Genomic DNA, 14,266 nt, shown 5'->3' with positions numbered 1-14,266 from the left:
AAAGTTGCAGTGAGTTCCTATAGTTTTTAATTAAGTGAGGAGGGATTTATTGATGAGAAATGCAACTGCAGTGCAGGGGGAGACATCTGAAAAGCAGCTAGTTACCAAACTTATTGTGAAATATGAGGACGAGGAGCTGGCCATCGAAAATGTTCAACTAACTATTGAAAAAAAGTTAAATGAACATACCTTAGCCAGATTAAAGGGAAGAGTTAAACAGGATAAATTTGATCAGTTTGTTCTAACTACCAATGCTGAAACGAATCTTGTCATAGAATACCAAGTTGGGGAAGATAAAATCCTACTGTTTAATGGCGTTATCGTCAAAATCGAATCCGAAGCGGAAGGTATTGAACAAAATGCAATTTACTACTTGGAGATAGAAGCTCTCTCTTACACGTATTTACTGGACATTCAGCATAAAAAGCGTTCCTTTCAAGATGTAAATATGACCTATTATCATTTAATCAAAACAGTAATAAAGGAATATCCTGGTTCGGATTGTTTGGATTATGCAACCGAAAAGGAAACCTTAAACAGCATTGTCATGCAATATCAAGAGACGGATTGGCAGTTTATTAAACGAATGGCCTCAAGATTCTATGCGCCCATTATTGCAAACCATACTTCAGACTCGCCCAAATTTACCGTTGGCGTGAGGCCCGAGTCAACAGCTACGAAATTGGAAAACTTAAATTATAAAGTTGTCAAGAATGTGGATACTTTCAGAAATAATGTTCATAATTACCGAATTCATTCAACTGAATCGGATTATATGTTTTACGAGGTTACGACAAAAGGGAACGACACGAAATCCCTAGAGATCGGGGATTCAGTTCTCTATAAAGGAAGAACCTTTTATATCGTATCTGCCCAAGCTATGGTTAAACACCATATCCTTTCGCATATCTACACCTTGTCCGCGTCAAACGGGTTCTTTACTCCTCCTATTTTTAACGAAACGATAGCCGGGTTAACGATTCAGGGAACCGTCATAAAAGTGTCCAGAAATTTATTGAAGGTACGTCTGGATATTGATCCGGAGCAGTCAGCGGAGAAAGCTTATTGGCTGAAATATTCAACATTTTACTCCACATGGTACTGCATGCCCGAGGTAGGTGACCGTGTTAATGTTCATTTTCCCACCAAAGATGAATCCGATGCGATAGTCATAAATTCTATTAAACATGCGTCATCCGGCAGTTTCAAACGATCGAACGACGGAAACAGCACTGCGGCCGCTGGCAGTTCTGGAGGTGGAAGTAGTCAAGCAGGGCTTTCAATACCAAATGCCCAAACACCTACGGCGCAGAAGAAACAAAATTTTGACTTTGAAAATTTATCCCAGAATGAAAAAGTAAAAATGATCGTTACACCAAGCGGAAAAATGATCATTTTGGATGACAACAGTTCCAGCGTCTCTATTGTTTGTAACGATAGCACCTATATTAGATTGGCCGACTCCGGGGACATTTCAATCTTTACAGAATCAGAAATCACGTTCGAATCCAAAGCCGACATTAACTTTTCGGCAGAAGAAATGATATATATGAAAGCCAAGGAAAGTATTGCTTTCGAATGTGGTGAAAGTTTACTGGAGCTGACTCCTGAGGAAGTAAAAATCAAAGGCACGGATATCAAATTAAATAAGTGAGAAGGTGTTAACAATGCTTGTCACAGGTGCCAAACGTGCAGATGAGATACAAAATATTCTACTGAAATTAGCGATTGGCGGCCTTTCCGGAGGACTTGTCAACGGATTGACCGTTCACAACGCAAAGCTGACTCAAAGAAAGATAACCGATAAATTGTATATAAAAAATATCCAGGCACAGATTAGCGAGCACTATAAAAGCAAGCAATGAGAAGGTGAATGGGATGAACAAGGCACAGGACTTTAATACTTTTCTCCAGCAAACGGTATTAAAGAAGGCGGATGAACATTACAAACGAGCGATGGAACATTTAATCCAAAATAGACAGCAAGTTATTGATGAGTATGTCGCGGCATTCCAGGATTTATGCTTGGACATAAAGCAAAAACAACGTCTAGACCCGGCCATCAAAGTGTTCTATATCCAATATTCCTTATTGTTTAGCCATGTGCTGTTGAAGAAGGCTCCATACCAGTTAGAGGCCTTCGATGGGGACTATTATTTGGGCAACGTAATCAGCGAAGCTAACTATAATCCCACGTGGCTTTTTGAGCCGCTCCATGCGTTCCATGAGGAGATCCAAAGAGAGGCTAAAAAGTATATCTTAAGAGTGACTCCGATTGAGGTTGAAAGAATTTTCCTCATTGAACTAAAAAAGTATGAAGAAATCGTCAAATTTCTGGCCAAGGAAGCTATAGAAACACTGGTGGATACGGAAGAATATCAAAGTTTGCCTTATGGAGAGGAAGTCCAGTTCAGGATAGGCGAGTTTAGAGGCACCACGGATATTTTGTTTATTAAAAACGAAAGAAATGACTCGCTATGGAGGTATGTTTGTGGATTATTTTCAAATCAAGCAAGATGATCGGTCAAATAATGCAATCATACCTCAAGTTCCCGACCCCGTCGGTATCTGGAAGTCTGATAAACCAGCTTTTTTTCGGGCTGTGGCCGAAGACGCAAAGTCGCATCTTGATTTCCTTCCTTTGATAGAGAAGCCGTTGTTGATGGTTTCAGATGCAGTAAAGGGCATCTTTGAAATGTACCAGAGTAAAATGTTGTTCAAACCTTGTGCAATAGGAAGTATAGAGCAGCAAAGAATCGAAGTGTACTGGCTGCTACAGTCCAGAATACTGGATTGCTTGGATGAAAGTACGGAGTTTTATCCGGATGGCACACTGAAAGAGATTGTTCTTAACAAGACGAAGATCGGTTTCAATAAAATCTTTAAAATTGATTGTTTGCGCGGAGAATATTTGATTGCGGATACCGAAGTCTTGGAAAGATTGTTCAGAGAAGGGATTCATGCCTTCAAAATGATACCAGTTAAGTACCGATAAGAGGTGATGATTTTGGCCAAAGAGTATGTCGTTGAAAGCGCGATGATCTCCTGTGAGTACGGAAGCATACCCATTGAACTAAAAACCCCTGATCATAGACATATATTTGCGGATGAAAAGAAGTTATCCAATATCACAGACATTGATTCCTCCTGCATCGGGTGTTTTGGTTCATGCAGCAGTCCCTATCTGTTTAGTTATGATGTGCCAACGATGGAACAGTTTGATATTGACACAGTACAAGAGGCCAGAAAGTTTCTCGGTGACAGCAGTTGTCTATCTCAAGTAGTTATTCCTTGGCAAAATCCTAAGCCGGATGTTTTCGCAGGACATCACCAGGCCTTGATAGAGGGATGCTGGACCGTTTGCCAAAAGGGATTTGGCATCATTTCTGTTATAGCCTCGGGGCAATCTGCAGAGTCCAATAACCAGTTGGTTATGCAAAAGCTAAAAGAGTTGGAGCAAGCGGTAGAAGCTTATATGAAGGAACACGGCATAAAATCAAAGTATAAAGATAAGCTGCTGGAGAGTATTTTGCTCTGGGACGATTATGACCAAACCTTCTGGGAAAAAAGAACAAGCGATGAACATACGACGGGCTTCTCTGAATATTTAAGGAAGGATAATCCGGCGTTGTTTAACTTCTTTGAAAGAAACATTACGATTCAAGATATAGCGACCGGCAAGGATGTGGACTTGACTTATTTTATAGGGTTGATGAAAGGCTTCGACAAGGATCATACCGATCCATTGGAAGCGATCAGTCCGGAAATAACGAAAAATGAGAGCATGCTCAACGCTTATGTTGATGCGGCCAATTTGAATCAAGTTCACTATGATGATATCAAGGATAAGTCATTAGTAGAAATTATCGATGGTTACTATGGATTAAGCGGGACACCTAGCGGAAAAACACAGACGAGGTATAGTGATTTTGTTGACTACGTTACACCAATACTGGACGGCCCTTATTTAGGAGATCTGGTCGCTTACGAGCAGGCCACCGAGGAAGAAAAGAAGTTTATTCGATTAAACGACATGATTAGTGGACGGTTACAGCATGGCGCTGACGAAGAATACGCTTCCGAACTGACAACCTCCTTTCTTGGTAAGGTTCGCCAAGGGTTGTCGGAAGAGAGAAGCAAGTAAAGGGGGGAGGGATTCATGGCAGAAACGTGGGGATACGACAACATTGTATTGGAAGGCATCGACGGCGCTGCATATATCGAACAATTGACGATGGATCAGAAAATGAATGACCACGCAATGGTGAACTTGACGGTTGTCATGGACGAGGACAAGGTTCAAAGCTTCTTAACCGCCAATTTATGCAATCGAAAGTTTGTTTTAAGAGATCGGCATAACGAGCGCCGCGTTTTATTTAATGGAATCATTAAAAATAGTGAAGTTGAACAGATTAATGGCGTCTATACTGCAAAAATAGAAGGAACATCGCATACATACAACTTGGATATTGAGCGGCTACGGCGTTCTTTTCAAAACGAGAATGTGACTTATAAAGAGCTATTTGAACGGGTTTTACAGGGTTACGCGCATTCGGATTTTATTTGTTCGGATACACTGGAGAAAGAACCGATCAAGCGATTTATACTCCAGTACGATGAGACGGATTGGGAGTTTATCAAACGGGTAGTTTCCCGTGCAAACAAAGGGCTAATTGCAGACGTTAGACTGGAGGGGGCTAAATTTTACATCGGTTTGCCCGAAGGACGGGAGGAAATTGAAATTCCTAAAGCCCCCTATCGGGTGAGTCGCGATTTAGCATGGATACAGAGAGTGATGAGGAACCGCTCGATTGCTCAAATCGATGAACAGGACAGCCTGCAATACGAGTTGAGAGATCTGTTTGCCAGCTACGAGCTTGGCGATCGTGCACGCTTTCGAGACCGTACGCTGTATGTGGTCGGCAAGTATAGTTACTTATCCAAACGGGACGGGGTTCTCCGGCACCATTATACCTTGAGGACGCTTAGGGGAAGCCAGCAGGAGAAGCTGGTTAACGAGAGACTGAGGGGGAATTCGATAGCCGGAACGGTGATTGATGTCAAAAGCCATTTCACCAAGCTGCATTTGCATATCGACAAGGAGCAGGATACGGCCGCGGCGGTGTGGTTTCCTCAACCTACGTATTTTACGGGAGGAGAGGGAAAAGGGTATGGAACCATGCCCGAGAGAGGGGAAGTACTCTATCTGCATTTCCCAATGAATTATGAGGAAGCGAATTACGTGATCAGTTCGGACGGCAACGATTACGACGCGATTTCCAGCCGCATCCAGACATCCACGGTGAATCCTGAACCGTCCAAGCCGGGCAAAAAGGCTCAAGCAAATGCGGGTATGGCGAATATGACATCTGCACCCACCAAAACCCGAAATCCCGGAAAGGCGATGACGGAGGAAACCATTACTCGAAGCAAGCAATGGTTTTCACCAGGAAACAAATCATTATTACTGGACGATCATCAGGTGAAGCTGCATGCGACGGGCGGAACAGCGCAAATTACGTTGCTTGAGGGTAGTGGCATTTTGGTCACAGGCAAGGGGAGTTTGGATCTGACGGCCAAGAACATACGAATCAACCCGGACTTTGTCGGGGCGAAGGAGACAATTCCGAGCGAAGGGGTGAATGTGAACTTATCGGCCGGCAAAACAGTGGCGCTCTTGTGTGAGGGCAGCAGCCTGATGATGAGCGAAGCGGACCAAAGCATTGATGTAGTGTCCGATAAAATCACACTGGAAAGCCCCGCAAACCCGATGGATATCCAGGTCATGTCCCAGGACGCCGTGGGGGCCCTGCTTGCCAAGTACGAGGAAATACGGCTGCGTGCGCAGCCTGTGTTCAAGTCGGATGGAACCCGAATTACGGCGGATGATAGGGATTTGTTGTTCAATTACTTTTTGAAGTACGTGTTACATGTAGAAGGTACCCCAACTCTTGATGAAGTTCGAGAGAGAAACATCAAGTACACAGAATGGCGGCAAAAGAACTATGGATTAAGTACGCTGGAGAAGAACAAGGAGTATTTCCTAAAAAGCACGAAATTCGTCATAGAAGGAAACTATTCAGACGAAGGTCCTACAGGGCTGGGCATTGGAGCCAACGTACTTTTAGGTATTTTTGGATTGGATGTTTTGGCAGATGGGCGAGACCTTTTCCATAATTTCACACACTGGGAATGGAGCTGGGGGCATACCGGGGAAACGCTTCTGAACTCCATCGCGCTAGTTCCATTTGTTGGAGTAGTCAAAAACCTGAAGTATTCTGACGAAGTGCTGGAAATGGCAAAACAAGCTGACAATATTGACGATCTGGTAAAGGGAATCAATAAAATCGGCGGAATCATAGATGCGGCCGGGAATCCAATATTCATCAAGAAGTTGGGAGACGGTACGTATGAGTTGATCAATGTGAATGGCAAGGTAATTAATAAGGTTGACGACATGCCTGGTTTGCTTGATATGATGGGTATTAAGATAGGGAAGGGGCCGGAGGTTCCAGGAGGGACGGGTAATGTCGAACGCAAATTGGCACCTAATGATGGAAAACATAAAAGTGAAGCAAAAGGTGACATAAGTGCAGATCCATTTTGGAAAGATAATGAAGTAGGTCAAGAGTCATTAAATAAAGCATATTCTTCAATAGAAACAAAACAGTTATATAATGTTCATGATGGAAAATTGGTAAAATTTCAGCCAGATAACGTTGGGGGATACCATTCTTATGAGGTTATGAATCCAACAATCGAGGTACCAACTGATGTACTCAGACAAATGAAGAAGGACGGAGTAATAAGTAACGCGCAATACAAAAAATGGATAAAGAATAAATAGTTTTGGAAAAATCCTTAGCAAGCTTAGACGAAAAGATTAACACTTACCTCAAGCACAACCGGACTGAATTACGAGCTATTACAAACCCTCCCTGGAGTGAGTGAATTAATGCTGCGGTGCTTATTGTAGAGATCGGCATAAGTATGGAACAATTCCCTTACGCAGAGAAACTGTCATCTTGAGCCAGTATATTCACATAATAATTACTATATAAGGAGAGAACAATGATAAATAGATTTGGTGATCCCAATATTTTTGCTATTGAATATTCTTTTTTAGAAAATCCGTTAAATGAAAATGGAATTTTAAAAGAATCATGGGGTTATTTTGGATTAATAATTAAAGGTAATGATATTTGTGAGTATAGGATTGAAGATGAAACGAAAAAATACACCTACAGTTTAATTCATATTGCTGACTGGCTAAGTAGTAATCTAATTTATATCATTGGCTACGATCCTTATCCACTACCAGTAAAGGGAGATAGCACGCAAGAATTAATTTTAAATAGTGAAGAGCAAGCTCCAGAAGAAGATGACGAGGAATACTATTGGTACCATGCAAAAAATTCCTGGACAATGCGACACAATTGGTTTTCTAGTAGAGCAGGCTCTTATCTCGCTAGTACTTATTTTAGACGTGTCGATAATAAAATTGAAATATCGTGGGATAATTTGTTTTTTAGAGAAAACAAGATTATATTTTCTCAATTAGAAGGCAAGGCTTTGATATCCATAGAAGAATTTAAAAAGATTGTTTTTGAATTTTTAAATGATTTCTTTTACCAATTGTCAAAAAAAATTCCAGATGAAATTAGTGACGATAGACTACACGTTGAAAACATGTGGAAAAAAGTTAAACTACTAGAAGAATAGAGACATTTAATGTGTCTATACTCGTCTATTATATAGAGCTTCCGATTCCTCAATGCTACTACATCATCAGACCTTGGTCGAGTGCTAGTTGCTCGATCAAGATCTTTTGCTTAAAACAACCAAAGATGCGGAGCCCCGCAAGCGAGTTGTCATTCTAACGGTTGTGGGGGGCATATTTCAGTAAAAGCAAGGGAAAACAAATTTAACCGGTTACAGCGGAAGAGAGTCAGGATTTGTCAAACCGAATGGCTAAGGTTCTTGAAAAGTGTTCCAGTTTTGACAGAACCGTTAATCCTGAGTTGTATATTACTAGTATGAATAATGACGAATTAATTACTATTGTAAACGGCCTAGAGGATTTTGAAGAAGTTTCTTTTGCTTTAACAGAACTATCAATAAGGGATACAAAAATAGTATCACTGTATTGTTGGGAAATAATGTATCACTGTATTGTTGGGGAATAATGGATGAAAACTTGGGGGATGAGTTCTCCCAAGTGATAGCGTTTAATTTGCTTTATGAAAGTGACCATTCAAAAGCTTTGGAGATAGTTAATCAAAAATTAATAAGTAGTCCTGCGTCATTGTTAGGGGTAATAATGGACAATTTATCAACCGATAGTTTACAGCCATTAGGAAAGTCACTTACATCAAGGTAGATTCTTAGAACTGAGTGATACTGACAAAAAACGTATTCTTGATAATTATGAGTTGAGGACAGGCTTATATAATAAGTCGCAGATTTTTGATTAACAATAGAAGCCACAGATTCAGGAATGCTTGTCACACATGACTCAATTGTAATTGGAACAATTCCAACTCCTAGTTGGGGAACTATGCCACCTGCAACGCAAATATTACCATGAAAAATATGAAAATAAAATTTGATGAAAAACAGATTAGCAGTAACAAAGAGATTAGATGGTACTTGTCCAGTCAGATTATTTGTATGGGGTGGAAATAAAAACTGAGGTTATTTATGGAAAAAAGATTACGTGAAGTATTGAATATACTAGAGAAACTTAACTCAAACACCGATATAGTAACGAAGGAAGACATAGATGAACAACATGAAAATATGGATGATTTTGGGGATTTAACTGATGAATTAGACCAACTATTAAGTAGCTTCAATACTGTAAATCTTAATGATGGTAATAAAGTAGAGGAATTATTATTCGAAATTCATAGAATTATGACGACTTTTGAATGGCATTTTTCGGAGATTAGTGAATTAAATACAAAATTATTAAAAGGGTATAAAGACAAAATCAAAAACCAATAGTCATTAAAGCCTTATAGGAGATTTTCTATAAAGATGGAGTCTGTAAAATACTTCATATCATGAGGTTAGTTGGGCTAATACAGCAATCTCACTTTCATTTAAAAATTTATAGCTAGGGTACTCGAATAGAACTTATAAAGGCTTATTCCGTCTTGAATCCAAAGAAGGAATGAGCCTTTATTAAAAGGTTTGAGTTTGATTGAGTAGGAATCATCAATCATCCATGAACCCTGTAAAGGAGCCATTCAGAAGCTTGGGCTAATACATTGGGCGTTTGTTGTCCTGTATAACATCTCACGTATACCGGGTTGATTCAGAAGTTGGCGGCCATTTATCCGAAGGGGGATATTCTAAATGAAGCCACAAACCCGGGAGACACTATAGGTGAATTAATGGTTCAGTACCAGGAGACGGATTGGCAATTTCTGAAACGCCTTGCTTCCCGAATAGGAACGGTTATTTTGCCGGATGTGGTGATGGATGCACCGCGCGTTTATTTCGGGGTTCCGGACTTTAAATGGGGGACCGTTATTCACGCCAAAAAGTATACGCTTCTCTCGAACCGGGCGGTTTATTTGGATCTTAAGGCGCATACGGAAGGGGGGGCGCTGCAAGAAAACGATCTTATCAGTTACCTTGTTGTGACCGATCAATACTGCCAGGTGGGGGATAACGTTGGGTTCAAAGGGCGAATGTGGGTCATTGCAGAATCAGCGATTACGTACGAAAAAGGAACTACTTCCTATGCATATTTGCTTGTTCAGCGCTCATCCCTCCGCCGTAAATCACGCCTGAATAAAGGGATTCAGGGTGTTGCCCTTGAGGGGCGTGTGGTTAAACGGGCCAATAATATGGTCAAGGTGCACTTAGATATCGATAATGAACACGATGAATCAGGAAATTGGTGGTTTCCGTTTTCGCCGGAAGGTAACAATATTTTTCATTGCATGCCGGACGAAGGAGCACGAATCAAGATTTATTTTCCCAGCGGGATAGAGAAGCAATCCATAGCGATTAACTCCGTCCGCGGCAGAAGTGAAGAAATGACGTCCAGAACAGTGTTCCAGAAGCCGACCACCAAAGTATTCCATATGCCCGGCGAAGCGAAAATGGAGCTCGGGGATGACGGAGTATTGTTTGAAAAGGGTACAGTACGAATTCATTTAAACCAGAATGATATTCGACTGGAAGCGGACAAACATCTATTCGTAACTGCAAGCAATAATTTGAATTTCGGATCCCGAGACGCGGTGATCGATTCCATTAAGCTGACAGCCAGTGATTTTATTACTTTTCAAACACTAGACTCGCAGCAGTCCGTCACGGTCCAAGGGAATCGGGTTGGCATCCGTTGCAAGGAACTCCACTTTGAGAAGGTGGAGATGGACTATATTGAATTGCTTACAGATGAGGAGCTTAAGGAGCTGTATGTTGATCAGTTAACAGAAGAAGGAATGCTTTCGGTATACCTAGAGAAGCGTGAACAGAATGAAATATCATATGATGAATTGGAGGCATATGCTAGCTACAAAATAGAGGCTGATAATCTAAAGAAGGAAGATGTTCGTAAAATAATAGCTGGACGAGTGGATGAAGATCCTAACGCTAAGCCAAACGCTTTGGAAAAAAATGAGCAAGATAGATGGGATTGAGCTAAGGGATCGTTATAGGAAAAAGTTTGTTATATCCTCGAATGGGGAAGAAACGACAGAGAAGGATCTGGAAGAACAGAAGCAGAAGTATATCAATGCATATAATCAGCATAAGGCGTTGAAACAGCAGCAGTATGAAGCCAAAAACAAGGGGAATGAGGAGCGAAATCAACCTGCCCCAAGTACACCGTCCGTACCTGAGTTATCAGGAAAGCCAAACATAGGGAGAGAACAGCCCTTCACAGGTAGTGTACAGACTCTTTTAGGGAATGCGATCGAGGCGTTTATGAAAGAGGCTGAATTGAACCTGATCGTTCCCCAAAAGCCCAATTATTTAAGTAAAGCAGAAGATAAATCTCTTTTGTATTCCCGATATACCTTTTTTCAGTTTCAGATCTCGCCCCAAATCATGTTTGCGGAAATGAACATTTTATTTGGTGCGGTAGCGATTGTGGGGGCGTTCTTCACTGGGGGAAGTTCATTGCTCATGTTATCTCTTGCGGCAGGCGGTGCAGTTCTTGGAGCAGCGGACATAGGGATTAACGTACAAAAGATAAATGATTTAAACGAAGGGAAAGACTACACTGATCCTACCTTTATGGGGATGAATCAAGATTTCGTAAATATAGCCGGGTTAGTCGTGGGTGCAGGAGAACTTGGACTTGGACTAAAAGCTCTTCTGAAATCCGGGGATTTAGCGGCATATGCTCGGAATATTGATGAGTTGGATGAGGTTTTGGATGGCGGGTTAAAGAGAGTGCAGAAATCAGGCAAGGGTGGTTCTTGGGAAGCTCAAAACCCGATGTTCGGAAAAGACTGGGAAGCGTATTTTCAAGCTAAATATGGAGCTGGAAATGTTACGTGGGAGACTAAGTGGAAGGGTAAGTTTAATGAATTACTGAGAACAAAAACTAATAAAGGAATGGAAGTTGAATTTATAAATCCAGCGGGTAAAACAATTAAATGGGTTGAGCAAAATCCCAAAAATATACCAGGTGCAATTGATATTGCAAAAAAGAGTAGTAATGATGGTAAAGCCATTGAAGGAATAGTAGGTGAATATGTTCAAGAAAAAACGGATGTAATTGGGTTTGGATTAAAGATGAATAATATTTCAACTCGTAAACCAGCAGGTGATATTGATATTTTGACAAATAATCAAATTATAGAGGTTAAGAAGTCAATGTCTGCTTTTAAAATGGATCAAATTGATAAGTACATTAACCCCAATCATCCAAATTTCTTTAATTATGAGCAAAGAGAGATTGTAGTATATGTTAATGAGATTATTGATACCTCAGATCCTCATATAACAAAAATTATTCAAGAACTTAACAGCAAAGGTGTTAAAATTGTAAATTCAAAAGAAGATTTATGGAGGGTATTAAAATAATGGGAATCTCAACATTTTTATTGTTTAAACGTGGAGAAAGTATTGCGGCAAACGACTTACTATCGAACATTAAAAATCTCTGTATAAGGGAGAATCTTTTCTTTGATACTGATGAGGAAAAATTTAACATTGGTGGGGTGTTAAAATATTCCCGAGTATATATTAGTGATATTCCATTTGAAGAGGATTATTCAAGACAACTTTGCTTTAGTCTATACGATGAACCCTACGATTATCAAACAGTTAGTTTTAAATGGGATGATATCCATAGTGAATATTTCAAAGCATTAGTATCCGATGATTTTTGTGATAATGAAGATTTACTATTTCGATTCGTATATAGTGTTCTTAATATTTATCCAAGTGCAAAAATATGGATAGAAGATGACTGGTTCTATACACTCGAAGACTTGGAAAAAATTAAAAGGAAACCTTATGATAATAATTGGTGCTATAAACATCCAAAAAGTTCGTAATGTATATTTTCAATAAATAGTAGTTAGAGGAATAAACGAAATGAATGGAATTGAAGGATATTAAGTTAAAAGGCAAAGTGAAAAATGCTTTGGTCTTCTGTTGCATATCAGTGTGGCATACAAATCATTTAAAAAACAGAAACATAAACCACCAGACGACCTGTAAGGGCTTATTCCAACTTGAATCAAGAGAAGGAATGAGTCTTTTTGCATAATAAAGAAGTTTTAACTTGGGAGGAAAAGAAAAACAGAAGTATATCAATGCATATAATCAGGTATAAGGCGTTGAAACACAGCTTATCTGCCGTAGATTATTATAAAGCTTTAAAAAACGAATATTATAATAATAGATATGTAGATGGTATGTATACGGGGGGCAGAAATCAAGCTGAAATGGACATTTTAGCTAATGATCCTGCTCATGCTGGTTCAACAAGACAAATTGACATTGACAAAGGGATACACGAACGTAAAGTAGGTCTTGATTTAGAGGAAACAAGAAGGATCGACGGACCGATTACAAGGGACCCTTCTGGAGATGCTGAATTTTTTGATCGCTACGGACAGGCCTGGGATGTTAAATCATTTAATTCCAACTATAAACCTAGAAAGGGCACTAGCGTTGCATAGACCCTAACATAAGATTAACATTTTAGGGTATGCAAAGCTCTCCAAAAATCAATGGATGAAATTTACGATTCATTAGGAAAAAATGAGAATGTAATTCTAGACACGTCTCAATTAAGTCCTGCTCACAAAAATGAACTATTGCAAGAAATATTAAACCAAGGGTTAATGGATAATATCATTGTGTGGCCGTAGGAGGTAATAATATATGGATTTATTCACTAAACTTCAGAAATATACTGATTTTTCGGAAGGAAAGTCACAAGAAGTATGCGAAATCATTTATCAAGATACATTCTTTGAGAATATAATTTTCACAGGTTATGATCTAAACAATACTAATTTTTTAGAAGTATCATTTAATAACTGTGATTTTACAAACGTTTATTTAAGCGGCGCCTCTTTAAGCGGAAGTTCATTCGATAACTGCATTTTTACAGACAATATATTCCGCAAAGGGGTAGCAGATTATACTCATTTTAGAAAAACTAATTTTACTAATATTGACATCTTTCGAACTAGTTTTTACGAGGCAAAATTTGAAAATTTAAATATTACTGATTCCATGATAAAAAATTGTCATATTGGAAGAGCCTCATTTTCCAATGTTTCGTTTATAAGAACGGACTTGAGCAAATCAAACTTTAGTCATTCAACATTTAATAATGTGAAATTTATTGATTGTAGGCTTGAAGAAACAAGATTTCAAGCTGTTACAGGCATAGAGAAAATCGACTTTTCTAATATTAGTATAATGGTAAATGGTAATTTAAAAACAGGAATAGGTAATGAAATAAAAAGTTATATTATATGAAAAATGGATAAGATTTAGGTTATGCTTTGTTTTGGAAAAGAGTTTCATAGGAAACATTATTAGTTAAGAAGTACAGAAAAAACAAAACGAAAAATATTTGATAAGTTTCAATGCTTGAATTTTATACCCTAAATAATGCTATTCTATTACAATATACAGGCCGATTGTGGGTGGACACAACCATGATTGACCTGTTTTTATATGCTGATCCTCACTACAATTTTATGTTTTTCCCTAATACTTAGATTTTCGTCCATTGACCAATTTGAGATATGGATTGAGGGGAGTTTGTTTTTAG

14 protein-coding genes are annotated in these 14,266 nt (G+C 39.3%); all 14 read left to right on the top strand.

Annotated features, from left to right (window positions below; all coding sequences use genetic code 11):
- Positions 1–52 precede the first annotated feature (52 nt).
- The 14 genes from ACLD72_RS05370 (at position 53) to ACLD72_RS05305 (ending at position 13,968) form a co-directional block, all read left to right on the top strand.
- A complete protein-coding gene (locus ACLD72_RS05370; RefSeq protein ID WP_410996464.1) occupies positions 53–1,654 on the top strand; it encodes a contractile injection system protein, VgrG/Pvc8 family in 1,602 nt (533 codons plus the stop codon).
- Between the two features lie 13 nt (positions 1,655–1,667).
- On the top strand, positions 1,668–1,865 hold the full coding sequence (locus tag ACLD72_RS05365) for a hypothetical protein (protein ID WP_410996462.1): 198 nt from the start codon (positions 1,668–1,670) through the stop codon (positions 1,863–1,865).
- Between the two features lie 13 nt (positions 1,866–1,878).
- Complete coding sequence (locus tag ACLD72_RS05360) at positions 1,879–2,520, top strand: hypothetical protein (RefSeq protein ID WP_410996460.1); 642 nt, start codon at positions 1,879–1,881, stop codon at positions 2,518–2,520.
- Positions 2,492–2,995 (top strand): hypothetical protein, encoded by a 504-nt coding sequence (locus tag ACLD72_RS05355; protein ID WP_410996458.1) that lies wholly within the window; start codon positions 2,492–2,494, stop codon positions 2,993–2,995. The genes ACLD72_RS05360 and ACLD72_RS05355 overlap by 29 nt, the downstream gene beginning before the upstream one ends.
- 12 nt (positions 2,996–3,007) lie before the next feature.
- Positions 3,008–4,144 (top strand): PAAR-like protein, encoded by a 1,137-nt coding sequence (locus ACLD72_RS05350; protein WP_410996456.1) that lies wholly within the window; start codon positions 3,008–3,010, stop codon positions 4,142–4,144.
- A gap of 15 nt (positions 4,145–4,159) precedes the next feature.
- Positions 4,160–6,847, top strand: a complete 2,688-nt coding sequence (locus ACLD72_RS05345) for a hypothetical protein (RefSeq protein WP_410996454.1) — start codon at positions 4,160–4,162, stop codon at positions 6,845–6,847.
- A gap of 224 nt (positions 6,848–7,071) precedes the next feature.
- Positions 7,072–7,722 carry a hypothetical protein gene (locus ACLD72_RS05340; RefSeq protein WP_410996452.1) on the top strand — a complete coding sequence of 217 codons (651 nt, stop codon included), beginning with the start codon at positions 7,072–7,074 and terminating at the stop codon, positions 7,720–7,722.
- Between the two features lie 245 nt (positions 7,723–7,967).
- Positions 7,968–8,186: a hypothetical protein gene (locus ACLD72_RS05335; RefSeq protein ID WP_458475598.1), complete on the top strand. Its 219-nt coding sequence runs from the start codon at positions 7,968–7,970 to the stop codon at positions 8,184–8,186.
- A 514-nt stretch (positions 8,187–8,700) separates the two neighbouring features.
- Complete coding sequence (locus tag ACLD72_RS05330; RefSeq protein WP_410996448.1) at positions 8,701–9,006, top strand: hypothetical protein; 306 nt, start codon at positions 8,701–8,703, stop codon at positions 9,004–9,006.
- 308 nt (positions 9,007–9,314) lie between these two features.
- Positions 9,315–10,658, top strand: coding sequence for a hypothetical protein (locus ACLD72_RS05325; protein ID WP_458475597.1), 1,344 nt, complete (start codon positions 9,315–9,317; stop codon positions 10,656–10,658).
- Positions 10,597–12,051, top strand: coding sequence for a hypothetical protein (locus ACLD72_RS05320; protein ID WP_410996444.1), 1,455 nt, complete (start codon positions 10,597–10,599; stop codon positions 12,049–12,051). The genes ACLD72_RS05325 and ACLD72_RS05320 overlap by 62 nt, the downstream gene beginning before the upstream one ends.
- Positions 12,033–12,527, top strand: coding sequence for a hypothetical protein (locus ACLD72_RS05315; RefSeq protein ID WP_458475596.1), 495 nt, complete (start codon positions 12,033–12,035; stop codon positions 12,525–12,527). Before ACLD72_RS05320 ends, ACLD72_RS05315 begins: the two co-directional genes overlap by 19 nt.
- 207 nt (positions 12,528–12,734) lie before the next feature.
- Positions 12,735–13,157 carry a hypothetical protein gene (locus ACLD72_RS05310; protein WP_410996440.1) on the top strand — a complete coding sequence of 141 codons (423 nt, stop codon included), beginning with the start codon at positions 12,735–12,737 and terminating at the stop codon, positions 13,155–13,157.
- Positions 13,158–13,362: 205 nt separating this feature from the next.
- Positions 13,363–13,968, top strand: a complete 606-nt coding sequence (locus ACLD72_RS05305) for a pentapeptide repeat-containing protein (protein WP_410996438.1) — start codon at positions 13,363–13,365, stop codon at positions 13,966–13,968.
- The last annotated feature ends 298 nt before the right edge of the window (positions 13,969–14,266 follow it).

The sequence above is a fragment of the Paenibacillus lacisediminis genome, assembly GCF_046567315.2.
This window is presented reverse-complemented; position numbering and strand designations above follow the sequence as displayed.